29 protein-coding genes and 1 tRNA gene are annotated in these 26,035 nt (G+C 45.3%); 5 read left to right on the forward strand and 25 right to left on the reverse strand.

Features of this window, described 5'->3' with window-relative positions; all coding sequences use genetic code 11:
* Positions 1-76 precede the first annotated feature (76 nt).
* Positions 77-343 (forward strand): 30S ribosomal protein S20, encoded by a 267-nt coding sequence (gene rpsT / locus PHN32_03170; GenBank protein ID MDD3776591.1) that lies wholly within the window; start codon positions 77-79, stop codon positions 341-343.
* On the opposite strand, the gene PHN32_03175 is transcribed toward rpsT, so the two are convergent.
* From PHN32_03175 to PHN32_03185, 3 genes are read right to left on the reverse strand one after another with little or no spacing between them, the layout of a single operon-like run.
* Positions 340-1,332, reverse strand: a complete 993-nt coding sequence (locus tag PHN32_03175; protein MDD3776592.1) for a hypothetical protein — start codon at positions 1,330-1,332, stop codon at positions 340-342. The two genes, rpsT and PHN32_03175, sit on opposite strands and share 4 nt — an antisense overlap.
* Positions 1,316-2,683: a ComEC/Rec2 family competence protein gene (locus PHN32_03180; GenBank protein MDD3776593.1), complete on the reverse strand. Its 1,368-nt coding sequence runs from the start codon at positions 2,681-2,683 to the stop codon at positions 1,316-1,318. Before PHN32_03180 ends, PHN32_03175 begins: the two co-directional genes overlap by 17 nt.
* A 35-nt stretch (positions 2,684-2,718) precedes the next feature.
* Positions 2,719-3,318: a ComEA family DNA-binding protein gene (locus tag PHN32_03185; protein ID MDD3776594.1), complete on the reverse strand. Its 600-nt coding sequence runs from the start codon at positions 3,316-3,318 to the stop codon at positions 2,719-2,721.
* A 93-nt stretch (positions 3,319-3,411) separates the two neighbouring features.
* On the opposite strand from PHN32_03185, the gene PHN32_03190 reads away from it, so the two are divergent.
* The gene (locus PHN32_03190; GenBank protein MDD3776595.1) at positions 3,412-3,915 is read left to right on the forward strand and encodes a type 1 glutamine amidotransferase; all 504 of its coding nucleotides are present in this window, start codon (positions 3,412-3,414) and stop codon (positions 3,913-3,915) included.
* Positions 3,916-3,928: 13 nt separating this feature from the next.
* Here the strand turns inward: PHN32_03190 and leuS are convergent, their stop codons facing one another.
* The 8 genes from leuS to obgE are packed head-to-tail and all read right to left on the reverse strand — an operon-like array spanning position 3,929 to position 13,557.
* On the reverse strand, positions 3,929-6,436 hold the full coding sequence (gene leuS, locus PHN32_03195; protein ID MDD3776596.1) for a leucine--tRNA ligase: 2,508 nt from the start codon (positions 6,434-6,436) through the stop codon (positions 3,929-3,931).
* A 23-nt stretch (positions 6,437-6,459) separates the two neighbouring features.
* Positions 6,460-6,840: a ribosome silencing factor gene (gene rsfS / locus PHN32_03200; protein ID MDD3776597.1), complete on the reverse strand. Its 381-nt coding sequence runs from the start codon at positions 6,838-6,840 to the stop codon at positions 6,460-6,462.
* Positions 6,821-8,560: an LCP family protein gene (locus PHN32_03205; protein MDD3776598.1), complete on the reverse strand. Its 1,740-nt coding sequence runs from the start codon at positions 8,558-8,560 to the stop codon at positions 6,821-6,823. Before PHN32_03205 ends, rsfS begins: the two co-directional genes overlap by 20 nt.
* The gene (gene yqeK / locus PHN32_03210) at positions 8,557-9,195 is read right to left on the reverse strand and encodes a bis(5'-nucleosyl)-tetraphosphatase (symmetrical) YqeK (protein ID MDD3776599.1); all 639 of its coding nucleotides are present in this window, start codon (positions 9,193-9,195) and stop codon (positions 8,557-8,559) included. The genes PHN32_03205 and yqeK overlap by 4 nt, the downstream gene beginning before the upstream one ends.
* Positions 9,179-9,841, reverse strand: coding sequence for a nicotinate-nucleotide adenylyltransferase (gene nadD / locus PHN32_03215; GenBank protein ID MDD3776600.1), 663 nt, complete (start codon positions 9,839-9,841; stop codon positions 9,179-9,181). Before nadD ends, yqeK begins: the two co-directional genes overlap by 17 nt.
* Positions 9,816-11,075: a glutamate-5-semialdehyde dehydrogenase gene (locus PHN32_03220; protein MDD3776601.1), complete on the reverse strand. Its 1,260-nt coding sequence runs from the start codon at positions 11,073-11,075 to the stop codon at positions 9,816-9,818. Before PHN32_03220 ends, nadD begins: the two co-directional genes overlap by 26 nt.
* A gap of 48 nt (positions 11,076-11,123) precedes the next feature.
* Complete coding sequence (gene proB, locus PHN32_03225; GenBank protein MDD3776602.1) at positions 11,124-12,260, reverse strand: glutamate 5-kinase; 1,137 nt, start codon at positions 12,258-12,260, stop codon at positions 11,124-11,126.
* A gap of 1 nt (position 12,261) precedes the next feature.
* Positions 12,262-13,557 carry a GTPase ObgE gene (gene obgE, locus PHN32_03230; protein ID MDD3776603.1) on the reverse strand — a complete coding sequence of 432 codons (1,296 nt, stop codon included), beginning with the start codon at positions 13,555-13,557 and terminating at the stop codon, positions 12,262-12,264.
* A gap of 154 nt (positions 13,558-13,711) precedes the next feature.
* Here obgE and PHN32_03235 point away from each other — a divergent pair, with 154 nt between their 5' ends.
* Positions 13,712-14,545 (forward strand): sulfite exporter TauE/SafE family protein, encoded by an 834-nt coding sequence (locus tag PHN32_03235; protein MDD3776604.1) that lies wholly within the window; start codon positions 13,712-13,714, stop codon positions 14,543-14,545.
* Between the two features lies 1 nt (position 14,546).
* Entirely contained in the window at positions 14,547-14,882 is a 336-nt protein-coding gene (locus PHN32_03240) for a DUF1634 domain-containing protein (protein MDD3776605.1), read from the forward strand.
* 242 nt (positions 14,883-15,124) lie between these two features.
* On the opposite strand, the gene PHN32_03245 is transcribed toward PHN32_03240, so the two are convergent.
* The 10 genes from PHN32_03245 to dusB all read right to left on the reverse strand — a co-directional run bounded on the left by PHN32_03245 (position 15,125) and on the right by dusB (position 21,843).
* A complete protein-coding gene (locus PHN32_03245) occupies positions 15,125-16,492 on the reverse strand; it encodes a hypothetical protein (protein ID MDD3776606.1) in 1,368 nt (455 codons plus the stop codon).
* A gap of 270 nt (positions 16,493-16,762) precedes the next feature.
* Positions 16,763-17,209: a flavodoxin domain-containing protein gene (locus tag PHN32_03250; protein MDD3776607.1), complete on the reverse strand. Its 447-nt coding sequence runs from the start codon at positions 17,207-17,209 to the stop codon at positions 16,763-16,765.
* Positions 17,210-17,311: 102 nt separating this feature from the next.
* Positions 17,312-17,551, reverse strand: coding sequence for a 50S ribosomal protein L27 (gene rpmA, locus PHN32_03255; GenBank protein MDD3776608.1), 240 nt, complete (start codon positions 17,549-17,551; stop codon positions 17,312-17,314).
* Positions 17,552-17,564: 13 nt separating this feature from the next.
* A complete protein-coding gene (gene rplU / locus PHN32_03260; GenBank protein MDD3776609.1) occupies positions 17,565-17,879 on the reverse strand; it encodes a 50S ribosomal protein L21 in 315 nt (104 codons plus the stop codon).
* 81 nt (positions 17,880-17,960) lie between these two features.
* Positions 17,961-18,302, reverse strand: coding sequence for a DUF192 domain-containing protein (locus PHN32_03265; protein MDD3776610.1), 342 nt, complete (start codon positions 18,300-18,302; stop codon positions 17,961-17,963).
* Complete coding sequence (locus PHN32_03270) at positions 18,302-18,766, reverse strand: metal-dependent transcriptional regulator (GenBank protein MDD3776611.1); 465 nt, start codon at positions 18,764-18,766, stop codon at positions 18,302-18,304. Before PHN32_03270 ends, PHN32_03265 begins: the two co-directional genes overlap by 1 nt.
* The gene (locus PHN32_03275) at positions 18,756-20,270 is read right to left on the reverse strand and encodes an FGGY family carbohydrate kinase (GenBank protein MDD3776612.1); all 1,515 of its coding nucleotides are present in this window, start codon (positions 20,268-20,270) and stop codon (positions 18,756-18,758) included. The genes PHN32_03270 and PHN32_03275 overlap by 11 nt, the downstream gene beginning before the upstream one ends.
* Positions 20,271-20,293: 23 nt before the next feature.
* On the reverse strand, positions 20,294-20,578 hold the full coding sequence (locus PHN32_03280) for a ferritin family protein (protein ID MDD3776613.1): 285 nt from the start codon (positions 20,576-20,578) through the stop codon (positions 20,294-20,296).
* A gap of 84 nt (positions 20,579-20,662) precedes the next feature.
* Positions 20,663-20,740 (reverse strand) — tRNA-Pro (locus PHN32_03285).
* Positions 20,741-20,742: 2 nt separating this feature from the next.
* Positions 20,743-21,843: a tRNA dihydrouridine synthase DusB gene (gene dusB / locus PHN32_03290; protein MDD3776614.1), complete on the reverse strand. Its 1,101-nt coding sequence runs from the start codon at positions 21,841-21,843 to the stop codon at positions 20,743-20,745.
* Positions 21,844-21,986: 143 nt separating this feature from the next.
* Here dusB and PHN32_03295 point away from each other — a divergent pair, with 143 nt between their 5' ends.
* Positions 21,987-22,511, forward strand: coding sequence for a C-GCAxxG-C-C family protein (locus PHN32_03295; protein MDD3776615.1), 525 nt, complete (start codon positions 21,987-21,989; stop codon positions 22,509-22,511).
* Here PHN32_03295 and PHN32_03300 read toward each other — a convergent pair.
* The 4 genes from PHN32_03300 to folE all read right to left on the reverse strand — a co-directional run bounded on the left by PHN32_03300 (position 22,500) and on the right by folE (position 26,006).
* Positions 22,500-23,282 carry a type III pantothenate kinase gene (locus tag PHN32_03300; GenBank protein MDD3776616.1) on the reverse strand — a complete coding sequence of 261 codons (783 nt, stop codon included), beginning with the start codon at positions 23,280-23,282 and terminating at the stop codon, positions 22,500-22,502. The genes PHN32_03295 and PHN32_03300 overlap by 12 nt on opposite strands.
* Before the next feature lie 83 nt (positions 23,283-23,365).
* Positions 23,366-24,238 (reverse strand): 2-amino-4-hydroxy-6-hydroxymethyldihydropteridine diphosphokinase, encoded by an 873-nt coding sequence (gene folK / locus PHN32_03305; GenBank protein ID MDD3776617.1) that lies wholly within the window; start codon positions 24,236-24,238, stop codon positions 23,366-23,368.
* Positions 24,238-25,446 (reverse strand): dihydropteroate synthase, encoded by a 1,209-nt coding sequence (gene folP / locus PHN32_03310; protein MDD3776618.1) that lies wholly within the window; start codon positions 25,444-25,446, stop codon positions 24,238-24,240. Before folP ends, folK begins: the two co-directional genes overlap by 1 nt.
* Positions 25,447-25,448: 2 nt before the next feature.
* Positions 25,449-26,006: a GTP cyclohydrolase I FolE gene (folE, locus tag PHN32_03315; GenBank protein ID MDD3776619.1), complete on the reverse strand. Its 558-nt coding sequence runs from the start codon at positions 26,004-26,006 to the stop codon at positions 25,449-25,451.
* Positions 26,007-26,035 lie beyond the last annotated feature (29 nt).

Below are 26,035 nucleotides of genomic sequence, written 5' to 3' on the forward strand. Positions count from 1 at the left end.
TTATAATATTTTTCAATTTTAGTAAAAAGTGCTAAAATTGTGGTCCGTAACTGGAATTGAAAGGATAAGATAGGTTATGCCTAATATTAAATCACAGGAAAAAAGAGATAGACAGAATATAAAAAGCAGGACTAAAAACAGGGCCCTTAAGACCAAGATAAGAAATATTCAGAAAATCTTTTTGCAGGCAGTAGAGGAAAAAGATGTGGAAGCAGCCAAGAAAAACTTGAGCCTGCTGTATAAAGCTTTGGATAAAGCTGCAAAAAATAGCGCTGTACACGACAACTTTGTAGCTAATAAAAAGTCCCAGGCAGCTAAAAAAATGGCTTTGCTTAAGTCTTAGGCTTCCATAATTTCTATTATCATTTTAAACATATGATCGGCAGCTTTCTGCGTATCGCGGAAAACCCGGTCATATTTGTTTATGATGCCTAAAATCCTGGCCAGCTGCCCCGGACGGTAACCAGAAGCGAATTTTTTGTATTTGGCAATCACCCTGTTTTGCATATAGGTACTGGACCTGATATTTTCCCTTATATAGTCCTGTCCTTCCTGGTCCAGGTTATGGGCAAAATAAGCCATAGACTTAAACAAGCGGTGAAGCAGGGTAACCGAAGCCAGGGAAACCTTAACCATATCCTGGTTTAGCTGAACCATGGCATCCATGGCCTGCAGTGCTCCTGCCTTATCCCTTTTGCCTATAAAATCTACCAGGTCAAAAATCTGCATGTTATACACCCTGGTCACCAGCCGGCTAACTGCCGCCTGGTCAACTGTACTGTCCTGCTGGCCGCTGGCATAACAGTACAGCTTTTCGTATTCTCTTTTTAACGCATCCAGCCTGTATTCCACGCTTTCCAAAAAGCTTTCCAGGGCCCTGCCGCTAAACTTTATGCCGTCCAGCTCTGCTTTTTCCTTAAGCCAGCTTTTAGCGTTTTCTGCAGTAGGTTCCTTAATTTTTTTTATGGTACCATGGCTTCTGGCTGCTTTTAAGAATTGGGGGTTAAGCTTTTCTGTGGTAGAGGTCATAACCAAGAAATTCCCTCCGGAATCTAATTTGTCCAGCTCCGCTGCCAGGCCTTTGAGCAGGGAGGAGGGACAGTCCTGGAGGTTTTTTAAGACCAGTACCTTATTATCTGAGAAAAAGGAGGGGGTGGATAAAAATGTAACCATATCAGCCAGGTCCGTTGTTTCATAATTTTCATAAACCTTGTAGTCGGTATCCAGGTTTACCTTGCCTTTTATCCCCTTTTTAACCGCTGCCACCCTTTCTTCCAGTATGGAGCTGCTCCTGCTGATATAAAGGATAGCGGGCTTAGCTTTTTTGGCCATGTTTTTCCCTCTCTGTCAAATACAGGTATAATAATAACAATAAACAGGATAAAAGCACATAATAGATTACCACTGCCGCCAGGGGCAGGGAATCAATTTCAAACCACAGAAAACCAATCCCTGCCACCCGGGAGGCCATTTTTTCCATATAGCCCAACAGGGGTACCGCTGCTGCCAGAAATTTGGCTCCGGCCGGGGGCCAGATCAATATTGATGCCGAAGCCAAGAGTAAAACAGCCATAAGCAGGTAGAACACCGGCAGCACCCCTATATTGGACAGCAGACTGCCTAAAGAGGCCATGCCAAAGAAATAGGCATTCAAGGGCAAGGTAACCGCCAGTATGCAAACAGAAACATTCAAGATTTTAAATAAAAAAAACCTGGACCAAGGCAGCAGTTTTTCGGCCATAGGTACCATAAATATTATGGAACCTATGCATAAAAAAGATAACCAGAACCCTATATCCTTAAAAAATGAAGGCTTTAAAAGCAGCAAAAAAGCGTAGGCGCTAAAGTAGATTGCAGTTTTGCTGTAGGCTCTTTTCCAGGACCGGGCTAAAACTGAACAAGCCAGCATAAAGGTGGCCCTCATTAAACTGGCTTTAGGCCCCACTATGAAGTTAAAGGCAGCCAGCATTAATACCACCGGTACCCATTGCCACCTGCTTTTGGAACAAAAATAGGTAAAACCATAAGCCATAACTGAAATATGCATACCGGAAATAGCCAGTATGTGATAGATTCCCGCCTGCTCAAAATCCCGCAGCAGCCGGGAACCGAGGTTAGCCCGGTTTCCCAGCATAATTGCTTCCGCTAAAGCAGCATGCCGGTAGGAAAGGTACCGGTAATAAGTATTGGACAGGCAATGGTATGCCTTTTTTCTTAGGGTATAAATGCTGGCGGGAGCAGGGCGCAAATTTATCCTTTTTGCCACCCACCTATCCCCGTCAATTACCCCCTCCAGCTGTACATAATCGTCCCTGGCCAGCATGGTTTTATCAGCAGCTACCTCTATGTAACCTGCAGCAACCTTTTTACCCTCTATAAACAGCTGTCCGGTTTTCAGGCTAAACTGCTGGCGCGCCCCTTTTAGCTGGGGATGGCTGGCAATTCTGCCTTCCGCCTTAAAATTACCGCTTAACTCTGCCTTAAATACATCAGCATCAGCATTCACACCGTAACTTAGCCATCCCAGCAGCATGAATACAACCAGGCCAGCCGCCTTGAAGATTGCTGACCTCTTCTTCTGCCTTAACCAGGCCGAAACTGCCAATCCCGGTATCAGCATCAGCAGCAGCGGCAACAACACATAGGTTTTTAGATCCCACCGTCCGGCCAGCAGCAGCCCCATAGTAATTCCTGCTGCCCAGTAAGCCGGATAGCCTCCTATATGGATATTAAATCTTTTATGTCCTGAAATTTCTTATCCCCTATACCCGCTACTTTTTTCAGGTCTTCCACAGTATTAAAAGGGCCCTGCTGCTGGCGGTAATCCACAATTTTTTGGGCAGTGGCAGGGCCTATCCCCGGAAGGGTCTGCAGCAATTGGCTGGAGGCCGAATTAATACTGATAAGGCTGCTGCCCTGGCTCTGCCCAGCCGCCGGAATAAATATTTTTTCCTCATCAATCACTTTTCTGGCTAAATTTATGGCCTCTAAACCTGCATCTTTTCCCGGTCCCCCTGCCATAGCCAGCACATCTGATACCCTGGCCCCAGCTTCCACCTCATATACCCCGGCCCTTGCTACCTGGCCGCAGATATAAACGGTAACCATAGCGGTGCTTGCATCCTGGGGGTCACAGTAACTTTCCAGGATATTATCCTTGGTCTTTAGGTCTGCTTTCATCTTTAGGTATAAACCTGAAAACACGGCCAGCAAAACTACCAGAAAAGCAGCCACCATGAGGTAGAAATGCTTCTCCCGGCAATAGCGCAACCTGTCTAAAAATAGTTTTAACCTGTAGAACTTTTCCATTTTATGCATTTACATATTAGCATAATTGCCTAATATTAAAAATATTAATATGTTGATACCTGAAAAGAATATCATCATAATAACAGCTAGGAGGTACTTGTAATGCGTAAAATATTAATGCTGATAGAAGATTACTTTAGGGATGAAGAAGTTATTTATCCCTATTACCGTTTTATGGAGGCCGGTTTTGAAGTGGTTACGGTGGGCCCGGAAAAGGGAAAGGCCTATTATGGGAAATTTGGTTATCCCCATACTGCAGACCTGGCCCCGGAAGAGGCTGACTTAAACCAGGCGGCAGCAGTGATAATACCGGGCGGCAATGCTCCCGATAAGATGAGGATAAACCCAGGCCTGGTAAAACTGGTAAAAGATGCCTGCCGACAGGACAAGGTAGTTGCCGCTATCTGCCACGGGGGATGGATGCTGGTAGAAGCAGACATACTGAAAGGCAAAAAAGTAACCGGGTATATAGCCATAGCTACTGACCTAAGAAATGCGGGAGGGCGATATTTGGACCAGGAAGTGGTAGTAGACGGTAAAATGGTTACTTCCCGGAAACCGGCAGACCTGCCTGCTTTCTGTAAGGCTATACTAAAGCTGCTTTAGTCCAGGAAAACCTTTATTTAATCACCAGGTTAACCAGCTTATCCGGTATAACGATGGTCTTTACAATTTGTTTGCCGTCAATGAAACGCTTTACATTTTCTGAAGACAGGGCTTGGGCTTGAAGTTCATCCTGGCTGAGCCCCGCTTCCAGCTCCGCTTTATCCCTTACCTTGCCGTTAACCTGGAACACAATGGTAACCGTATCCTCCCTGGCTGCCTGCTGGTCGTATACCGGCCAGGGAGCCCGGTGGATACTATCCTTCCGGCCCAGCATATGCCACAACTCTTCGGTCATAAAGGGAGCCATGGGGGATAAAAGGATTAGAAGGTTTACTATAAGTTCAGCAGCCAATTCCTTATTCTTGCTGCTATCCTTTATTTCTTCATCATATTTGTAAAGCAGGTTTACATATTCCATCAAGGCACTGATAGCAGTATTGAAATTAAACCTTTCCAAAATGTCATCGCTTACCTTTTTTATGGTCTGGTGCAGCTTCTTATAGGATTGTTTCTCTATCCCTTTAAGCTGGTCTTCTTTTACCTTGGCCCCATCTTTTACCCCGCTCATCCATGAAGCCTTGCTGCTTACCAGCCTCCATACCCTGAGCAGGAAACGGTTGGCACCCTCCACCCCGCTATCGCTCCAGTCTACTGCTGAATCAGCCGGGCCCATAAACAGTATGTACAGCCTCAAAGTATCAGACCCGTACCGGCTATATATCTCGGAAGGCCTTACCAAATTGCCCCTGGATTTAGACATCCTCTTGCCTCCCAGGTTTACCACCCCATGGGGAAAATACCTGGTAAAAGGCTCCTTAAACTTTATCAGGCCGGCATCATAGAGAACCTTGGTAAAGAACCTGGAATATATAAGGTGCATGGTGGCATGCTCGATACCTCCGATATACTGGTCTACCGGCATCCAGTAATCGGCTTTCTCCGGGGTAAAGGCCTGCTGTCCATCATGAGGACTGCAGTACCTTAAAAAATACCAGGATGAGCATACAAAAGTATCCATGGTATCGGTTTCCCGCTTGGCCTCCTGTCCGCATACCGGGCAGATGGTATTAACAAACTGGTCGCAGTAGGCCAGTGGTGAAAGGCCGGTAGGCTTAAAATCCACATCATAGGGAAGCTCCACCGGCAGCTGGTCTTCGGGAACCGGTACTATGCCGCAGTGGTCGCAGTAAACTATGGGTATAGGCGCTCCCCAGTACCGTTGCCTGCTGATTAACCAGTCTTTAAGCTTGTAATTTATTTCAAACCTGCCTATATCTTTTTCCGCCAAATGCTTGGTAATTTCCTGTTTGCCCTGTTCTGAATCCATGCCGGTAAAGGGACCGGAATTTACCATAATACCCCTACCTTCATAGGCAGCATCCCCTACCCCGGAAGGTTTGCCGGTAGCCGATATTACTTCCCGTATAGGTATCTGGTATTTCCGGGCAAAATCAAAATCCCTCTGGTCATGGGCAGGTACGGCCATAATAGCGCCGGTGCCATATTCTATCAGCACATAATTGGCTATCCACACCGGTATCCTTTCCCCGCTCAAGGGGTTTATTACATATCTGCCGGTAAAACAGCCGATCTTTTCAGTTTCTGCCGAACCCCTCTCTACATCACTCTGCTTGCTTATAAGCTGCTTAATTTTTTCCACCTCTGCCCGGTAACCTTCTTCGGTAACTATGCTGCCCAACAGCTTATGTTCAGCTGCCAGGATAAAAAAGGTAGCTCCGTATAAAGTATCAGGCCTGGTGGTAAACACCGGTATGCTGATATCCTCTTCGCCTTCCAGCTTAAAATTGACCACCGCCCCCTCGCTCCTGCCGATCCAGTTTTTCTGGATGGTCAATACCCTTTCCGGCCAGCCGGGTCTTATGACTTCCATATCATCAATAAGCCTCTGGGCGTACTTGGTTATCTTAAAAAACCACTGGGACAGTGTCTTCTTTATTACCGGGCTGTCACAGCGCTCACACTGGCCTGCAATGACCTGCTCATTGGCCAGTACCGTCTGGCAGGAATTGCACCAGTTAACCCCCGCTTCCTTTTTTTCAGCCAGGCCCATCTTATACAGAAGCAAAAACAGCCACTGGGTCCATTTGTAATAATCAGGTTCGGAGGTAATGATTTCGTCTTCAAAATCATAGGTCATACCCATCCTTTTTAAAGCTACCCTCATCTTCTCTATATTGGCCATGGTGCTTTTCTTGGGATGAATGCCGCTTTTGATAGCCGCATTTTCTGCAGGCAGGCCAAAAGCATCAAACCCAATAGGATGCAGCACATTATGGCCTTTCCTGTTCAGTACCCTGGCTACCACATCACCTATGGTATAATTACGGGCATGGCCCATATGGGGCTCTCCTGAAGGATAAGGAAACATTTCCAGCATATAGTATTTAGGATCATCTTTGCTGGTTTTTAAAGAATATATATGGTCTTGGTTCCATTTTTCTATCCACTTTTTCTCTACTTTTTGCGCATTGTAGTCTTGGTGGTTGGTTGATTTGTCCAATGACAGGTCCTCTCTAACGCTTTTTAACTATTCCAATCTATAACTTCAGAATCTTTCCACAACCGTTCCAGCTCATAATACTGGGCTACATCATTGGTAAAGATGTGAATTACGAAGTCATCATAATCGGCAAGGATCCAGCTGCCTTCCTGTACCCCGTTAACAGCTACCGGCCTTATGTTTTTATCCTTTAAAGCCTTGCTTATGTCTTCAAATATCCTGGCAGTAAGCCTTACGTTCTTGGCACTGATGATTAAGAAATAATCAGTAATAACCAGCCGATTACGCATATCCAGTATCTTTATGTAATCAGCCTGTTTTTCATCGGCAATCCTAGCGGCTAATTTTACTGATTCTATAATTTTATTGGTTACGGTTTCCTTATTACTGATTGGTGTAATCACTCCCTAAAATCACGCTAATGTCTACATTATCCACATTATTGTCCGACGATTCTATTATTCCCACCCCCAGCTGCTGCTGGATACTCTGGGCTAGTTCTGACACCCCTTCATTAGTGGTAAACACCACAATTTTTGTCTGGTCATAATCCCAGTTGTCCGCATTCTTGGTTTCCACAACTTCCATTACTGCAGTATCGGCATTAATACTGTCATTTAAGATACCCTCTGCAGTAGTAGCCAAACCGGCAGTGCCTTCCCCGTTTAATATATTTATCTTAATCAGCCCCGCAGAAGTTTCCTCCTGAGCGGTCTCCTGGCCGGCTGCGCTGCCTATGGAGTTGGGGTCAAAGTCCTGGCCCAATATTACTGCTATCTGGGCCTGGCTGAAACCTTCATTGGTAACTATGCTTCCTGCCTTCAAGAAACTCAACAGCTCTTCTGCCGCTGCCATTACCTGGCTTTCGGTGGAAGAAACCACTATCTCGGTAGAGGCATAATCGAAATTATCAGCATTGCCTACTTCCATTACCTCGAACTTCTTGGTTCCGTTTTCATAGCTTAATCCTTTTATTAAATCCCCCGCCTGTCCGGCTATACCCGGGGTTCCTGCCCCATTTAGTATATCTACCGTAACCGTCTGGTAGCTTTGGGTTTCCTGCACTTCAGCTACCTCCTGGTCTGAGAAGATATCACTAATGCGGGAAATGTCCGGCACGTAATAGGTTTGCCCCTCCAGTTCCACCGAGGATATATCCAGGCCGTATACCAGGTCATTGGTGCTCTCAATTTTGGCAAAGGTAGCCAGGGTCTTGGACAACTCTTCCAAGTTTAAATCAGTATCAATATATCCGTTTACGGCAGAGAGGTTTTCACCCAGCTGCTCGGGACTGTCACCATTTATCTTAATCAACAAAGCATTAAACACCGATTTTTGTTTCTTGGTATCTTCAGTACTTATTTCCCCTTCGCCCCCGCTGAATTTCTCCAGATAATTAACTGCAGTAATTCCATCCATATTATTGGGGCCTGCTTCCAGGGTTGCCTCGGTTCCATCATCCAGGGTTAAGGTAACTGAGCTGTCCAGGGGAACGGTTATCCCTCCCAGGCTGTTTACCACATTTATTATGTCCATCAGTATATAATGGTCGGTATCTACTCCCAGGCCGTTTTTCATAGTCAGCCCCAGCAGGTCCATACCCCCATACTCTACTGACTTGTCCATACTCTCCAGACCAAAACCAGGAATTTCCATTAAGGTTTTTACCGGCATGCACAAAGAGGTTAACCGGTTTTGGGCACTATTGAAGCTGGTGAATATAATGGAATTCATCTGAGGCTCCAACAGGTTTTCCCGGGCGCCGGCCATTATGATATTAACATCCTGGTTTAGCAGCAAATCCTCAGGAATAGTAATGCTTTCCTGGGCTGCCGGCTCATCATCTGAAAAAAACCGGTTGCGTATAAACCGGTAGGCAAACACAATACCTGCGGCCACCACAACCAGTATAAGCAGGATAGCTATAGTGGACACTATAGCCCGGTTTCTTCTTCTGCGGTCCTTTACCCTTCGGGAACGGTATCCGCCGTTTTCAACATCTTGGTCTTCTTCCTCATCGGATTCCGAGCTCAGCTCGAAATCATCATCCTTGAAAAAATCTTCCAGGTCACGATCTTTCCTACTATTATGGCTATATTTGTTGTCATCATCATTGGAAGTCATTTTGGTTTACCTCCGCATATATTATTCCAAATTATACTTGTATCAGGATGCAATTGATGCTCCCTGCTTACATTAAAAATTATATTGTTCTTATATACCTCTATCAGGCACCGGTCAAGGTCCCGGCAGGATAACTGCCTTAACCCGGCCAGTCCCTGGTAATTCCTGGTCTCTTCTATTTTATCAGAAATAAATAAAATTTTTTCCATCAGGGACATATCAGTGCATCCTACCGTATGGCACCGGATAGCCTTTAAAATTTGGCTATCAACAATATTATAGTCCCTTGCCGCTAAATAATCACCCACTAAACTATGAAGGATTGGTTTACACCCTAATTCAAAGTCCGTAAGGTTTAATTTATTTGCCCTGGCTATATCAACCAATTCTTCATATGTAAATATTTTACCATAATCATGCAGAATACAGGAAATACAAAGCTTAAAAAAAGTATTAATATTCGATTTTTTTCCATTTTTTAATAGATACAAGCCTGCTAATTTAAAAGAATAGCTTAAAGTCCCCAGGGTATGGGCATAAAGCGGGGGAGGCATTACTTCTTTCATGCTTTGGAGCAACTGATTTAGATAACTGTCTTGCTGTATGGTCAGTACGCTATTATTTATATAATCCATGTTTTAAGATGTAATGGCTTATCCCTTCCGGCACCAGGTAATCAATTGGCCTGTTTTGTTTGATTCGGTTCCTGATATCAGTAGAGGAAATAGCTAAAGCAGGAACCTCCATCACAAAAATCTTTTTATCCCCGTCCTGTTTATCGTTAAACAGTTTCTCTTTTAAATCATCTATCTTGGCCAGATTATAGCCAGGCCTGGTAGCCGCTATAAATTTGGCCAGTGATATTATTTCCTCGGTGTCCTTCCAGGAAAGTATTTCTAGAATAGCATCAGCCCCGGTTATAAAGAACAGGGAAACCTTCTCCCCATATATCTCTCTTAATTTTCTTACCGTGTCTATAGTGTAAGATTTGCCCTGGCGGTCAATCTCGACCCTGGATACCACAAAATCATTGTTGGAAGCGGTAGCAATAACCGTCATCAAATACCGGTCTTCCGCACTGGCAATTTCGCTGGTCACCTTATGGGGCGGATCAGAGGCAGGAATAAATATAACCTGGTCCAAATTAAACTGGCTCAAAGCTTCTTGGGCAGTCACCAGGTGGCCGTGATGGATAGGGTTAAAAGTACCCCCCATAATGCCTATCCTGGTAAGCCCGCCCTTAACCTTGTAAATACTATTTTCGTATTTGTCCTTCTCCATATACTACAAACTTGTTGGTAGTTATTTCTTTTAATCCCATAGGACCCCGGTGATGCAGTTTCTGGGTACTTATGCCGATTTCAGCTCCCATACCGAATTCTCCCCCATCAGTAAACCGGGTGGAAGCATTGACATTAACCGTAGATGAGTCCACCCTCTGGACAAAATAATTGGCATGGCTGTAGCTGGCAGTGATAATGGCATCGGTATGATGGGAACCATAATGGTTGATATGGTCTATGGCCTCCTGCAGGCTGGATACCACCTTTACCGCCATTTTAAGATCCAGGTATTCGGTATACCAGTCCTGCTGCTGGGCCGGCTCCAGGTCCGGATATATTTCCATAGCCTTATTGCATCCCACTAATTTTACCCCCAGACTGTGTAGCTTGGAAGCCAAGCGGGGCAGCATATCACCAGCCACCTGTTGATGGACCAGCAGCTTTTCAGCCGCATTGCAGACACTGGGCCTCTGGGTTTTGGAATTTACCACTATACCTTCCACAACTTCATATTCTATCCCTTCCAGCGCCTGGTCAATATATAGATGGCAATTTCCCACCCCGGTTTCAATAACCGGAACCCGGGAGTTAGCCACCACGCTGTCAATAAGCTCTTTACCTCCCCGGGGGATAAGTACATCCACATATTCTCTCAGCTGCATTAGCTTTACTGCATCTTCCCTCTGTACCGTGGGTATAATCTGAATGATATCCTGGCTGAAACCATGCTCGGACAGCACCTTTCTCATAATATCTACCAAAACCATATTGGAATTTATGGCAGTAGAGCTGCCCCTTAGTATGACGCAGTTTCCCGCTTTAAGGCATAACACCGAAGCGTCAACGGTAACATTGGGCCTGGCCTCATATATAATGCCTACCACTCCCAGAGGTACCCTTATATTTTTTAACATCAGGCCATTGGGAAGATTGTAGCCAAATATTACTTCCCCTACCGGGTCATTGTAATCGATGACCTGGCTGATGCTGCCTGCTATCTTCGCTATCCTGGCCTCATCCAGCATTAACCGGTCCAGCATGCTGTCAGATATGCCCATTTCTTTGGATTTAGACATATCCAGCTTATTCTTTTCCACTATCAGGCCGGCATTCCCTGTTAGGGCCTGGGCTATGCCTTTTAAAACCTCGTTTTTCTGGTCAGTTCTGGCAGCAGCAATAGATGAAGCGGCAGCTTTGGCCTTCCTGGCAATTTCTATAACCACATCACTCATAATGCCCCCATTAATTTTTATTTAATATAATATAAAGGCAGTCAACAATCAACTTTTAAACACCACCAGGCAATCCCTGTGCACGATTTCACTGCATAGCTCTGAACCATACTCTGCCTCTATCTGCGCATGGTTTTTACCCAAGACATCCCTTACCTGCTGATGGGAAAAATTACTGATGCCCTTGGCTATAAGCTGCCCCTCGGTATCAAAAATCTTTAAGGTATCCCCTTCATTAAACTTGCCCCTTACTTCCACTACTCCCACCGGAAGCAGGCTTTTGCCCTGATTAACTATAGCTTCCCTGGCTCCCTTATCTATAACTATGGATCCCTTGGTCCTCATGCCGAAAGCAATCCACCGTTTTACGCTTTTTACTCTTTTATGCTTCTGGGGTACAAACAGGGTCCCTACCTCTTTTCCGCTGATTATATCCTCCAAAACCCCGGGCCTCCTGCTGTTGGCAATTACCATGGCTATATTGGAAAAACTGCAAATCCTGGCTGCTTTAATCTTGGACGCCATTCCCCCCAGGCCGTATATGGAGCCGGCCCCCCCGGCCAACCTTTCAATATCCCCGGTAATTTCCTGTACTGTACTTATTACTTTAGCCTCCCTATCCTGCTTGGGGTTTTTATCATAAAGGCCTTCTATATCAGACAGCAGAATCAGCAGTTCAGCTTCAGTAAGGCTGGCGGCCAGGGCTGCCAGCTGATCATTATCGCCAAACTTAATCTCATCTACAGCCACGCTGTCATTTTCATTTATTACCGGTACAATACCCATTTCCAGCAAGGTATTTATGGTGCCCCTGATGTTTAAGTACTGCTGCCTGCCGGTAGTATCTTCATGGGTAAGCAGGATCTGCCCTACTTTTATTCCTTCCTTGGCCATAAGGTTACGGTATATCCTCATCAGCTCTACCTGCCCCACCGCCGCTGCCGCCTGGAGCTGGGCCATCTTTTGGGGCCTGCCTTCTATATTCAGCTGCTGCAGCCCGGCGGCGATAGCTCCGCTGGTTACCACGATGACCTGGATGCCTTTTTCCCTGAGCCCGGTAATCTGCAAGCAGAATTTACGCATGTTTTCCATATCTATGCGGCCTTGTAAAGTAGTAAGGCTGCTGGAGCCTATCTTTACCACTATCCTGCCTAAATTTTTCAAATATTTTTTCCTGCTTTCCATTTCAATCCTTTAGCTCAAATACCAGTTTACCTATGATCACTGTTGCCCCTGTTTCCACCCCCAGCTGTTTTAGCTTGTCCCCTATATGCTTTTTTTGAAGCCTATGCCTTAAGTAGTTAAGACCCTCTTCATTTTCCAGGTCGGTCATCTGGACCATGCGCTCCAGCTCACTGTTTTTTACCAGGTATTCAGTTCCTATCTTTTCTATCTCAATTCTATCACTTGCCGCCCCGGTATTGTATATATTATATACTTTGTATTCCTGTTTCTTTTCTTCCTCCATAACCGGAGCTTTTCTTTGCTCCTGCACCGTTTTGTCCAGGATCCTTACCAGCTGATCCAGGCCCTGGCCGGTTACTGCCGATATAAAAAGTATGGGCTGTTGGGTATGCTTTCTCAGCTCTTTTGTAATATCATCGCCAGTACTAAAATCTGCTACCAGGTCTATCTTGTTTACCACTACTATATGCCCTTTTTTTGCCAGCATGGGACTGTAAAGCTCAAGTTCTTCCTTTAAGGTCAATAAATCCTGCTCCAGGCTTGACTGCTGGTAGATAACCCGGGCCAAATCCAGTACAAATACAATCACCGAGGTCCGCATGATATGGCGCAAAAACTTATCCCCCAGGCCGGTGCCCTTATGGGCTCCTTCTATCAGTCCCGGGATATCAGCTATTACAAAGCTGCTGTCGCCGGCTGACACTACTCCCAGGTTAGGCACCAAAGTGGTAAAGGGGTAATCCGCTATCTTTGGTTTGGCTGCAGTAATCCTGCTGATAATAGTAGATTTTCCGGCATTGGGAAAACCAACCAGCCCCACATCTGCCAATAGCCTTAGCTCCAGCTTTATCCACCGGTCCTGGACTTTTTCCCCGTATTCGGCAAACCCTGGAAATCTCCTGGCCTGGGAAGTAAAACTGGCATTGCCCCTGCCTCCTATGCCTCCCTGGGCCATGAGCACCTCTTTTCCCTCCTGGTTCAGGTCTGCTACTACTTTTCCATCTGATTCCTTAACTACCGTACCCACCGGCACTTCTATTATCAGGTTATCCCCATCTTTGCCGTTACGGTTATTGGCCAGCCCGCTGCCCCCGTTCTGGGCCTTAAAATGTACCTTTTTCTTAAAATTATAAAGGGTACTCTGGCTGGAATTAGCCCTGATTATAAGGTCACCGCCCCGTCCGCCACTGCCTCCGCTGGCAATTTTTCTTCTCTTGGCTTTCAGGTTAAAAAAGCTGACCATGCCGTTTCCGCCATCACCCGCTTTTATATTTATTTTAGCTTCATCTAAAAACATAATAATAAAATAATATGGTTATAGGTTAATTATTATATTAAATGATTGGTATAATTGCCATAAAGGGGATTACTGGCCAAAGCCTTAACCTTATACTGCCGTATTTTATACAAATTTTCTAGGCTTTTAGTAACTGCTATCTTATAATCTACCCATGACTTTATTTATCTATTTAGTAGTTACCGGTTTTTTTGCCGGCTTCATAGGTTCGGTCATAGGCATTGGAGGCGGAGTGATTATGGTGCCCCTGATGGTGCTGGTTTTAGACATACCCATACATTTTGCCCTGGGCAGCAGCATAGTAGCCGTGTTGGCCACTTCAGTAGCCGGCTCCCGCCGCTATATCCGCCAGAAATTAACCAATGTCAACCTGGGATTAAGCCTGGTGCCTTTTACAGCCGCAGGGGGCATAATAGGGGGGCTGGTAGCCTCCCGTCTGCAAAGCAATATACTTTTGGGAATTTTAGGTGGGTTTGTGCTGGTAATGACTTATATCATCTATAGGAAGAACAGCAAAGGCACAGAACAAAAAGTGACCGGAGGTTCCGGTAACTCCCTGTTTGGTTCCTCCTACTATGACCATGCCCTGCAGAAACAAATAAGCTATGACCCCAAAAACCTGCCTTATGGATTGGGGGCATCCCTGGCCGCAGGCATGGCTTCGGGCCTGCTGGGTATAGGGGGAGGAGCCATAAAAGTGCCAGCCTTGAACTTGCTCATGGGGCTTCCTCTAAAAGCAGCCACCGCTACCAGTAATTTTATGATAGGCATAACCGCAGCCGCTTCCTCCATTATTTATATAACAGGAGGCTATGTGAACCCTTTTATAACAGCTGCATTAGTAATAGGTGTTCTGGCCGGGGGCACTTTAGGCTCCCATGTGGCCGCACGGGTAAAGAACATAGTAATAGTAAGGATTATGCTGGTGGTATTTACCTTGATCGGCATAAACCTTCTGCTGAAAGCCTGGGGGGTGAACCTATACTGAGATGAATAAAACCCTTTACAGGATTTTCACCATAGGCCTGCTAGCCGGCATAGCGGTCATGCTGGCCGGATACATTTACAGCTTTGCTTCCAGCATCAGCCCGGAAAATATGTCCATGGATACTAATAATTTAATTAATTTATTTACCGCCCGCCGGTTTTCCCCAGACCTGCTTTTATACCTGGGGCTGGCCGTAGTTACCCTGACTCCGGTAGCAGGAAGCATATTCGCCCTGGCCTATTATTTAATCCATAAACAATACCGTTTTGCCGCCGCTGCGGCAGCTATACTGCTGGTACTGGCAGCAGGAGTATGGATTGGCTACCTAAGAAGCTAGGTTTATGCTAAATCCAGCTTAGTAGCTAAATCCCGGGCTGATAGGGCTATCTCCGCTATTTCCATCTTAGGCTATACCTAAAAAATTAAGCCCACTGCTGTTACCATCTTAGGCAATAAAAATTCCATTTTTGTCCTATTTTATGAAGCAGGTAACATCAATAATAATTTTGTGTTCAAACTGTTGTCCTGCTGCCTGGTAGGCTGTAAATTAAAATCCAAAACTACATCTGCTACCCTTTTTTAATCCTGAGCAGCCAAGGCATAAAGCTGGTCAATACTCATACCAAAAGCGTCCTTTACATAGTTTTGAAACTGTTCTATGCCTTCCATATACAGGTCCTTTACCTCAAAGCCGCTGTATACCTCACCAAAGTGTGCCCTAACCGTCTGGGGATCAGGTTGCTCGCTGTCAAATTTACCGGTTTCCACTAAGTATTCGTAACTGGCAGAAGTATCGTCTTTATCTGCCTGAACCTTGTATTTCCCCTCATCGGGGTAGTACCAAATAGCTAGCAAATAGTCGTTAATCTTCTTTAAAAACACCACGCAGTTATTTTCCCATTGGTCAGGACGGCTGCCCCATTGGGGTATATTGATAGCAATACTTAGGTTTTGAGCCTCGTCCTTGTATGAACACAGGGCATCTGATTCTATGTAGTTTTCAAAACCCAAACCGGCCAGATTGCTTATGACAGGCTGGTAATCCTTATAGTTTTGGTCAGAATGGCTGAGGTACTGAAAAATGCTTATACTGTTGTTTTGGACATCAAAAAAGATGTTGTTTTGAATTTCACCATAGTAAGGCAGGTTCATGGCATTAATGGATTCGTCGAAGTTTTCATATTCAATAGAGGACTTCATGTCTTTTAGAACACCTGCTACATCTTCAATATGATTGTATACCGCGTCAATTTGAGCATTATTACGGTTTTTGCGCACATAAATTCTTGATATGCCGGTAATAGGCATCAGGTCGAAAAAATGGGCAACATCGGACAGTGAATTGAGATTATAATTATCTTCTATCAGTTTTTGATAATCCGAAGGGTCGTCAACAGCAGCCCTAAACCGGAGGGTACAGCCTTCTACATAATCATAGTCGTAATCATCCTCTCTGATGGTTCCGATATCGCATTCAGCTTTTAATCCATCTTTAATCTCTGAACCATGAATAGCCACAAAACCATCGCTGCTAAAAAGATCAATATTTTGCTGGATGCTCTCCTGGGCATTATCCCCCATAATCTCCGATACATAAGTAATAATGTCTTCCGGTTTACCCTGCGCCGTTAAATATAAATAATAAAAGTTGTTTTCAAACGCTGCCGCATATACAGCATATCCCTCCGGGAAGGCGATATTGGAAAACAGGTTCATTTCTTCCCCCCACAAGTCCGAGGGAAGTCCTGCACTGACTTCAGGTGTTGGCTGTTCCCCTTCCTGGGACTCGACCGCTGCCGGCTCTGTTGCAGCGGGTTCTGTTTCTGCAGTTTCTGTTTCCATCACCTTAGCTGGGCTGCAGCCTATACCGAGCACTGATATCATTAAAATCACCAAAGAGACTAAAAAGAACCTTTTTATGGCTTCGCCATTGACCTTCCTGATCAATATGCACCTTTCCTTCCGGCAAATATAATAGTTTTTGCCCTCAATTTTGTATTATTAGTATATAACTATAGTATTATATATATGTTTACAGCTGGTAGCAAATAAAACCTATATTTTTGTTATAGATTATGGCAGGGTTAAATATCTTAGAAAAATTATTTTCTATCCTGGGCCCTGGCTTATCATTAATGCCAAGGTCCTGGATTCTATTGAAGATTACTGCTTTTTTCTGTTGTCTGGGAAGCAGGGTCAACCGCTAAACAGGTTTAATTAAACCAAGCCCAGCCGGGAAGCCATATCCCGGGCCCACTGTTCCGCCCTTTCCTCTTCACCTGAAGCTAAAGGGCCCTCTTTACCCTTTACTATAAAGCCCTGTGGTTCCGCAATCAGGTTTGCCCCTGCCCTTTTTAGGTACTTGGCTATCTTACCGGCACCGTCACCGGATAATTTAATGTTCATCCTGGTATCAAAGCTGGCTGCCTTTACTGTTGCCAGCTGTCCGGGTTTTAGTCCGGACAGAAACTCCTTTATCCTGGCCGTAGGTCTCCAAGCTATTATTGGTGCGCCAACTATTAAAACTTCTAGCCCTGACATCGGTTCCGGCTTATAATCCTGGACGGCTACTGCCTTGGCTTCCGGTCCCAGGTTGCGGGCCATGGCTTCAGCTATGATTTTAGTATTGCCGTAGTTGCTGTCATATATTACCAATGCTGGCATATTCCCCCTCCTTATGCCTGATAGACATATAAGAATCTTTCCCCTATCGAAATGGATTTAAGACAAAGGAAATAAAAAAGGCCCCGTAAGGGGCCTTACAATTTAAGATATAATATTTACTACCTTGTTGGTAGCAAACTCTACCTTGCCATCAGTTTTGGCAAACAGGGTGTAGTCCCTTCCCAAACCAACATTTTTGCCTGGCTTGAACTTGGTTCCCCTTTGCCTTACTATGATACTCCCCGCCTTTACAGCCTGGCCGCTGGAGCTTTTTATACCTAAAAATTTAGGGTTACTGTCTCTTCCATTCCGGGTGCTTCCAACACCTTTTTTAGTAGACATAAAATCACCTCAATTATTTAACTTTTATCTTCTCTGTATGCAGAACTGTAAGTGGCTGTCTATGGCCAATCTTTCTCTTGTATCTTTTCTTGGCCTTAAACTTAAAGGCAATTACCTTATCAGCCCTAATATGCTCCTTGATAGTAGCTTCTACCTGGGCACTGCTTACTACAGGATTGCCCACCTTTATATTCTTGCCGTCGGAAATCAGGTTAACCTCTTTAATGCTAACCTTATCGCCTTCCTTGCCCTGGATATAGTCCACTACTACATCCTGGTTTTCTTCCACCTTATATTGTTTTCCGCCACTAGTAATTATAGCGTAAATTTTAGCCTCCTTAAATTTCATAAAAGCTTAAATCACAGACAGAAATCTTAACATAATATTTAACAGGGTGTCAATTATATTTTATTTGAGAACCAAAACTTGTCCGGCCAGCAATCCTTTGCTCTGCAACACCCCTGCCCTAAACTCCAGCACCTGGTCTGCTGTTGGTAAAAAACCAGTGACCCTAAAGGGCTTAAGGCCTTTATAAATCTTGACTACCCGTCCCCCCTGGTCGATAAAAACAGCATCAATGCTATAGCGCATTCCTATGGTATGAATACTGCGGCATCCCTTTATGGCCAGGCATTGGCCCTGGTCTAACCTTGGCCCTACAGTAAGCCCGAAAGTTTTCTTAAAAAAACTGCGGGCCTGCATTACCTCTTCCGCTATAACCTGCCCATCATCCAGCCTTACCAGCTTCATTATTTGTCCAGGCACTCCGGTGGATATTTGTTTTCCTTCAGGTAATAGGCAAAATGCTTTAGCCACATGGGCTTCCCATGTGGGTTTTTTTGTATAAACTCAATGAACTTAACCAACCTTTTCATGGTAGCATCACTGATTGTATGCTCAATCTTGCAGGAATCAATCTCCGCCTGGACCTCATCAACCCCTAAAATATCCGATAAAAATTCCACCAGGACCCGGTGCCTGGTATATATCTTCTTGGCAATGGCATAGCCTTTATCAGTAAGGGTCACCTTGCCGTATCTCTGGTGATCGGTTAAGTCCAGGTCCTGCATCTTGTACAATATCTCGGTTACGCTGGCAGGATTGATTTCCAGTTTCTGGGCAATATCTTTTACTCTTACCTCGTCTTCTTCAATATCAATCTCATAGATTGCTTCCAGGTAATCTTCAATATTGGGAGATAATTTATTTTCCATCAGAATATAATTCGCTTACTAATTTATATACTTTTTTGTAATTCTCAAATTTATCCTGGTATTTTTCCTTTAGTTGGGGATCAGGTGCAAATTCCTGGTTAATCTTTACAAACCTGGGCACCGCTTCTTCCAAAGTGAATTTTTGGGTTCCTTTGCCGGCCAGCATCATAGTAGCCAAGCATCCGGCTTCACTGATGCCCATCTGCTTTATAGGTTTACCCGTAACTGCAGCTTTCAGCTTCAATTCATAATCAGATTTAGCTCCCCCTCCTACTGCCCTGAGCTCATTTATTTTCAGCCCGCATTTTTCCGCCAGCTCTATATTGAAAGCAATTTCAAATATCAAGCCTTCAATCAAGGCCTTGAAAATATCTACTTTGGTAGTAGCCAGGTTCAACCCTATAATGGATCCCTTGGGTATAGGATCATGGTAAGGCGTACCTGACCCTGAGAAGTAGGGAAGGGTATACATGGGGGAAGGATTATAGTCCAGCTGGGAAAAATACTCTTTAAACAAGCTGGTCCCCTTTGCTTTTGCCTCTTCCTTTTCCTGGTTGCAGATAACATCCCGGTACCATTTAAGAACGCTTCCCGAGGTGAAGTTATAGACAAAGCTCACATATTTTCCATCCACTGCATGGGCGCGGGTAGAATAATCATTTTCAAAAAGCTCATCTTTTAATATCAGCTCATCCATGGCTGGTGTAACACATTCCACTGTACCCATGCCATCGGCGGCTATGCCCCCTTTTATGGCCCCTACTCCCAGGGCTGCAGACTGCTGGTCATGGGCACCGGTAACTATAGACACTTTAGCTCTAAATCCAAGGTCTTGGGCTATATCTTCCCTCACATATCCGATTTCCACACCAGAAGGGCAGGGTTTGGAAAAGAGATCCATATCAATATTGCACTTATCTAGAATATATTTGGACCATTCCTTTTTCCTTATATCAAAAAACAGGGATGTGGAACACAAGGGGTGGTTCATCCTGGTTTCTTCCAGCCCTAATAAATGATGGAAAAGATCTTCGGTAAATAAAAATTTCTTGGTTTTGGCATAAATTTCCGGCATCTTTTTTTTCACCCAGTATATCTTGTTTAAAGCAGTAACATACTGGGGAGGAAGACCGGTAATATTATATAGCTCCCGGGCAGGGATAATACTCAAGATTTCTTCCAGCTCATCCACACTTCTGGAATCAGTGGAATAAATGGTATTGTATAATATGTTTCCGTCCTTATCTATGGGAGTAAAGCTTTCCCCAATAGTAGAAACCGCCAGGGCGGTAACCGGATCCTTTTTTACTTCAGGGCTGGCATTGACCTCCCTGATAACATTGAATACCTTGTCCCACATGGGCTTTACTTCAAATTCCACCCAGCTTGGCTGGGGGAATATAAGATTATAATCGGCATAGGAACTTCCCAAAGCACGGCCTTCTTCATTGAAAGCTATGGCTTTAGCCCCGGTAGTGCCTACATCGACACCTAATATGCTCATATCTAAACCTTTCTGTTAAATGGTTACTCTGCTAATTCTTCTTCTACCTCTTCCCTTCCGGCTTCAAGTTCAGCTTCCTGCTCCGGATCATGAGCCAGCAGCAGTGTCTGGAATTCCCCCATATGGGTCTTTTCCTCTTTGGCTACATCCAAAAGAATTTTCTTCATATCACTGTTTTTGGTTAGATTGGCCATCTGCTCATAAAGATTAATGGCATCCAGTTCAGCAATGATGGCTGCCCTGAGTATTTCTTTATCCAGGTCTTCCGGTTTTACCTGACTTAAATCTATAGGTATATTTGACAGCATCTCTGCCTCCTAAAAAATATTGATAATTGCTTCAATTATACAATATTTATTCGATTTAGTTAAAAGTATAGAGACTTAAAAAAATGGTCGGGATGGGGGGATTTGAACCCCCGGCCTCAGCGTCCCGAACGCTGCGCGCTAACCAGGCTGCGCTACATCCCGTCTTACAGTTTATCTATCACTTTTTTTGCATCCTCTAAGCTGGAAATGGTAAAGAAATCCTTCTTGGCTAAACTTATGCCTCTTAAGCCTTTAAATATCCAGCTTAGGTATTTCCTGAATTCCTTAACTGCTTTTTCCGGCCCCTTAAACTTTACCATAAACTCCAGGTAGCAAAAAGCAAAGGTTTTTAGCCAGTCCAGATCCGGCTGCTCCCTTGATACACAGCCTGATAATCCCAGCAGTATATCAGCAAAAATCCACATGCTTCCCTTGGAGCTCCTGCCGATCATGATACCATCGCCGCCAGTATATTGTAACACTTCCTGGGCCCTTTGGGCATTATTAATATCTCCGCTGACTATAACCGGAATGCTTACCGCCTGCTTTACCCGGCCTATCAATTCATAGTTTACCGCTCCCCTAAAACCCTGTTTAACTGTCCTTCCATGAATGGCTAAGGCCTTGGCTCCGTTTTCCTGGCAAACTTGGGCAAATTCTACTACATTAAGCTGGTTCTGGTCCCATCCCAGCCTGAACTTAACCGTTACCGGTATCTGTATGGCATTAACTACTGATTTTACTATGGCTCCCGCCCTGGTCAAATCCTGCATCAGCCAGCCTCCGCTTTGAGATTTTAATATCTTGGGCACCGGGCAGCCCATATTCAGGTCAATTATATCTGCTTCCGGCTGAAGCTTGCGGGCCGCTTCTGCCATAATAAGGGGGTCTGTACCAAAAATCTGTACAGCGCAGGGCCTCTCCATAGAGGTTACCCGGGCCAGGGCCAGGCTCTTTTTATGATGGTAATGAAGCCCATAACTGGTAATCATTTCACTATAGGTTAGGCCGCTGCCAAAAAAAGATGCAAACAGGCGGTAGGTGTTATCACTGATGCCGGCCAGGGGGGCTGATATTACTGGATTGGCTATGGCCACATTTCCTATGCTAAAACCGCTGCCTGCTAAGTCCAGCCCTCCCCGGCTCCCGGCCAGCCTGCCATCCAAATATTTTTCCCATTTACCCAGGGCGCCCTTATCCAGCTCCTGCTGGGCCGATAGGTAGGATAAAACCAAATCCTTTAATTTTAAAGCCAGGTTGTTCACATCCACCTTTATTTTCTATGCTGTTTACGGTTCTATTGTCATTAACATTCTAATGGAAGCCTTACCAGGGTACAATTAGAATTTGATTAGAGACATTATTGAGCTATAATCGATAAAGATTATTAATTTATCAGGAGCAAAAAATGACCCCAAGCAGCAAAGGCAAACAGGCTTACCAAATAGCTTTTAAGCTGGACCAGGATTATGGTGAATGTTCACAGGCCACCCTTAAGGCCCTGCAATCCGTATTTGAAATGGAAGATGAAGATATATTCAGGGCCATAGGGGCACTGGCTGGAGGAGGCGGGGGTAGATGTGACGGAAGCTGCGGGGCTTATGCCGCTGCCATGTTTTTTATGGGCATGTTTGCCGGTAGAAATTATGCCGATTTGGGAGCTGACCCCGATGACCCTGCTGCCCATAAGCAGAGGGACCAGCTGTTTGCTTTAACCGATAAGCTGTACCGCAAGTTTATTGATGCCTATGGGAGTATTAACTGCGCCGATATACACCGTAAGCTATACGGCAGAGCCTATTATCTCAGGGATAGAGAAGAAATAGAAAAATTTTTGGCCAATGGGGGCCACAGTGCCCAGGGCGGGCCTTCTGTATGCGGAAATGCGGCCCAGTGGGCAGCAGAAATAATAGAGGAATTCCTAAAGGTTTAAATCCATAATAATCTGAAGCCCTTTTAAGGTAAGGTCCTGGTCATAAACCGGCTTATAGGTGCTTTTATCTTTCATCAGATAAGCCAGGCCGCCGGTAAATATTATTTTTGGCCGGAAACTGGGGTCAGTGCCATTCTGCTCTTCAATAATCTTGGACAGCAGGTAATCCACCTGGCCCAAAAACCCAAACAATATACCGGCCCTTATTCCGTCATAGGTGTTCTTGGCAATCACCTTTTGGGGCCAGGCCAGATCCACTTTGGACAGCCGGGCTGCATAACTGAACAAGGCTTCAGAAGATATCTCAATCCCGGGAGCTATTACTCCCCCCACATAGTCTCCCTGCGAAGAAATTATATCGAAAGTGGTGGCAGTACCAAAGTCAACCACTACTGCCGGATACCCGTACAGCTTTACCGCTGCGGCTGAATTGGCAATACGGTCAGCGCCAATTTCCCGGGGATAATCATACTTGATATTTATTCCTAATTGGCCCATGCCCGCTTCTACCATAAATATGTTTAAGCCGAAATATCTCTGGCCCATCTTCTTTAGCTCTTCATTAATCCTGGGAACCACGCAGGAAACAGCTATATGGTTAACCTGCCCCGGCTGGTAGCCGCAGTTCTTCATAAAAGACAGCACCGAAGAGCCAATTTCGTCTGAAGTTTCATGCCTGGGGGTAGCCATTCTCCAGGAATTGGCCAGCCGGCTTTCTTCAAACAGGCCGATTACAGTTTGAGTATTACCTACATCTATGGCTAAAAGCAACTAAACCTCCTTTTAATGGCTGTAATTATAAGGGGTAAATTATAATTTAAAAAGTTTTTTCAAAGGTTTTCCACCCGCAAAAGTTAAAGACCCAGCTTTAAGTCTTCTGCTTTTACCACTTTTTCACTAAATTTTTGTTCTTTAATATACTGGGCTATTTTCTTTTGGCCTACTTTAAAATAAGGGCTTATCTCCATTAAGGGCACCAGCACAAAATTCCTCTGGCTGTACCCAGGATGGGGAATGGTTAAAAAATCAGAGCTAATGCGGACTCCTTCCCAGTAGATTATATCAATATCTATGGGCCGGGGGCCGTAACGGCTGCTTTTATGGCCGCGGCCCAGGCCGTATTCTATTCCCTTTATGAAACCCAGGAATTCAAAAGGGCCTATGGTGCTGTCCACCAACAGTCCTGCAGCCATATTTAAAAAATCAGGCTGACCGGGTTCATACATGGGCTGGGTTTTGTATATGGAGGAAAGAGTGTCCACTTTAACCCCCGGATGGGCTTTCAGCTTTTCTATAGCCTGCCTTAAGCAGCCCAGCATGTCACCCTGGTTGCTGCCTAAACTTAAAAAAACCTGGCTGGTTTTTGGCTGCCGGCGGCATTTATAAACTACCTGCACGCTGTTTAAGTCCTCCTGGATAGGGGGCTGTGTTTTACTGACCGCCACCTTTACAGCCTGGGCCTGGCTAAAATTATCCATTATGGATTGTGCTGCCTGTTGGGCCAGGCTTTCCAGCAAGTCAAATTTATGGCTGCCGCTTATCTGTTTTACCAGCTCTATTACCTGGGAATAATTAATAGTTTTTTCCAGCTTGTCCCGGCCTCTAAAATCCTGGGGCTGGGGAGTGATAGTAATATCAAATACAAAGGGCTGGCCTTTTTCCTTTTCCTGTGGATTTACCCCATGGTAGCCGTAAAGGGTCAACCCGTTTATCTTAATTTTATGCATTAGCTCACCGCCCGGATAGCCTGGACCATGTCCAGCATATGCCTGGTTTCTTCTACATCATGCACCCTAAACAACCGGGCACCGTTAATATAGCTGTACGCCGCTGCTGCCAAACTGGGCAGCAGCCTTTGCTCTACATTGAGCCCGGTAACCTTTTCTATGAAGGATTTCCTGGAAACACCCACCAAAACAGGGTAGCCCAGCTGCCCCAGCTGGTCCAGGCCTTTTATAATCTGCAGATTATGCTGGGCGGTCTTACCAAAACCTATGCCTGGATCCACTATTATCCTTGAAGGCCCTATCCCTGAAGATACCGCCCTGCGGGCAGCTGAATCCAAATACCAGTAAATTTCTTCCACCACATCCTGGTAGGTGGGGTTTAGCTGCATATCAGCGGGAGTACCCTTTATATGCATCAGTATTACTGAAACCCCGCTGTCTGCAGCCACTGCTGCCATACCCTTATCAAAACTTAAAGCACTGATATCATTTATAATATCAGCCCCTGCTTCCACCGCCGCCCGGGCTATTTCAGACCGGTAGGTATCTATGGAAACCGGATGGGGGAAACGGGCTTTTATGGCTTTAATTACCGGAATAGTCCTTTCCAGCTCCTGCTTTAAGCTGACCGGATTGGATCCCGGCCTGGTAGACATGCCTCCCACATCTATGATGTCCGCCCCCTGGGCAATCATTTGTTCTGCCCTGGGCAATGCTTGCTGGACCTGCAAATACCGGCCCCCATCATAAAAAGAATCAGGGGTTACATTAAGTATGCCCATAATGGCATAACCGTGCTCCAGGTCAAATTGTTGAGATCCCAGTACCAGCCTGGGCTTAAGCCGGGGCCCGCCCAAAAAGTCGTCCAGGTGCCGGGCCAGCTCTTTTAAGCCAAAAGGCTGAATCTTTATCTTCCTAGCTAGACTGGCTAGCATGCTGTCAGTGCCGATAATAATGACCTGGGTAAGCCCTTCCTTTTTTAGCAGGCTTTCTTTGGAAGTAACTACATCCCCTCCCCTGGCCAGGGCTTCCTGTTTCAATATATTGGCAGCTATATGGCTGATTCCGCTAACCTCGACCGCCAGGGGCAAAACCTTGGAAGCCATAATTTTATTGCCGGCCCGGGTAGAGCCTATACGGGCAAAAACCTGTTCGGCTTCCTTCCTGCACTTAAACCTTAAACCCCTGACTTTTATGCCTTGGGCCATATTTACCGGCCCCCATTGCTGATTAAGGCCATCACTTCAGCCCGGGTAGCATGATTATTCCTGAAAATTCCCCTTACTGCCGAGGTGACCGTTTTACTTTTTGGCTTTTTTACCCCCCTCATGCTCATGCATAAGTGCTCGGCCTCCACTATCACCATCACCCCTCTGGGCTCTATGGTTTTTAAAATGGTATCGGCCACTATACTGGTAAGCCTTTCCTGTACCTGGGGCCGCTTGGCTACCAGCTCCAGCACCCGGGTAAGCTTGCTCAAGCCCACTATTTTCCCCGTTTTATTAGGTATATAGGCAATGTGGGCCTTCCCTATAAAGGGTACCAGGTGATGCTCACATACCGAATAAAATGGAATATCCTTGACCAATATTATTTCATCATGATTTTCATCAAACATGGGACCCAGAACCTTGGCAGGATCCTCACCAATTCCAGAAAAGATTTCCTCATACATTTCTGCCACCCTTTTAGGGGTGCCTATCAGGCCCTCCCGGCCAGGGTCTTCTCCAATGCCCTTAAGGATCAGGGCCACACCTTCCTCTATCATTTTCTTATCCACAGGCTTACTCCCAGCCT

The sequence above is a fragment of the Actinomycetota bacterium genome (assembly GCA_028698215.1).
In the GTDB taxonomy this organism is placed as follows: domain Bacteria; phylum Actinomycetota; class Humimicrobiia; order Humimicrobiales; family Humimicrobiaceae; genus Halolacustris.

Bases quoted from the DNA above. Each gene is read 5' to 3' on its own strand.
- rpsT (MDD3776591.1), top strand. From the start codon at position 77: ATGCCTAATATTAAATCACAGGAAAAAAGAGATAGACAGAATATAAAA.
- PHN32_03175 (MDD3776592.1), bottom strand. From the start codon at position 1,332: ATGGCCAAAAAAGCTAAGCCCGCTATCCTTTATATCAGCAGGAGCAGC.
- PHN32_03180 (MDD3776593.1), bottom strand. From the start codon at position 2,683: ATGGGGCTGCTGCTGGCCGGACGGTGGGATCTAAAAACCTATGTGTTG.
- PHN32_03185 (MDD3776594.1), bottom strand. From the start codon at position 3,318: ATGCATAAAATGGAAAAGTTCTACAGGTTAAAACTATTTTTAGACAGG.
- PHN32_03190 (MDD3776595.1), top strand. From the start codon at position 3,412: ATGCGTAAAATATTAATGCTGATAGAAGATTACTTTAGGGATGAAGAA.
- PHN32_03205 (MDD3776598.1), bottom strand. From the start codon at position 8,560: ATGACTTCCAATGATGATGACAACAAATATAGCCATAATAGTAGGAAA.
- yqeK (MDD3776599.1), bottom strand. From the start codon at position 9,195: ATGGATTATATAAATAATAGCGTACTGACCATACAGCAAGACAGTTAT.
- nadD (MDD3776600.1), bottom strand. From the start codon at position 9,841: ATGGAGAAGGACAAATACGAAAATAGTATTTACAAGGTTAAGGGCGGG.
- PHN32_03220 (MDD3776601.1), bottom strand. From the start codon at position 11,075: ATGAGTGATGTGGTTATAGAAATTGCCAGGAAGGCCAAAGCTGCCGCT.
- proB (MDD3776602.1), bottom strand. From the start codon at position 12,260: ATGGAAAGCAGGAAAAAATATTTGAAAAATTTAGGCAGGATAGTGGTA.
- obgE (MDD3776603.1), bottom strand. From the start codon at position 13,557: ATGTTTTTAGATGAAGCTAAAATAAATATAAAAGCGGGTGATGGCGGA.
- PHN32_03235 (MDD3776604.1), top strand. From the start codon at position 13,712: ATGACTTTATTTATCTATTTAGTAGTTACCGGTTTTTTTGCCGGCTTC.
- PHN32_03240 (MDD3776605.1), top strand. From the start codon at position 14,547: ATGAATAAAACCCTTTACAGGATTTTCACCATAGGCCTGCTAGCCGGC.
- PHN32_03250 (MDD3776607.1), bottom strand. From the start codon at position 17,209: ATGCCAGCATTGGTAATATATGACAGCAACTACGGCAATACTAAAATC.
- rpmA (MDD3776608.1), bottom strand. From the start codon at position 17,551: ATGTCTACTAAAAAAGGTGTTGGAAGCACCCGGAATGGAAGAGACAGT.
- PHN32_03265 (MDD3776610.1), bottom strand. From the start codon at position 18,302: ATGAAGCTGGTAAGGCTGGATGATGGGCAGGTTATAGCGGAAGAGGTA.
- PHN32_03270 (MDD3776611.1), bottom strand. From the start codon at position 18,766: ATGGAAAATAAATTATCTCCCAATATTGAAGATTACCTGGAAGCAATC.
- PHN32_03275 (MDD3776612.1), bottom strand. From the start codon at position 20,270: ATGAGCATATTAGGTGTCGATGTAGGCACTACCGGGGCTAAAGCCATA.
- PHN32_03280 (MDD3776613.1), bottom strand. From the start codon at position 20,578: ATGCTGTCAAATATACCTATAGATTTAAGTCAGGTAAAACCGGAAGAC.
- PHN32_03295 (MDD3776615.1), top strand. From the start codon at position 21,987: ATGACCCCAAGCAGCAAAGGCAAACAGGCTTACCAAATAGCTTTTAAG.
- folK (MDD3776617.1), bottom strand. From the start codon at position 24,238: ATGCATAAAATTAAGATAAACGGGTTGACCCTTTACGGCTACCATGGG.
- folP (MDD3776618.1), bottom strand. From the start codon at position 25,446: ATGGCCCAAGGCATAAAAGTCAGGGGTTTAAGGTTTAAGTGCAGGAAG.
- folE (MDD3776619.1), bottom strand. From the start codon at position 26,006: ATGATAGAGGAAGGTGTGGCCCTGATCCTTAAGGGCATTGGAGAAGAC.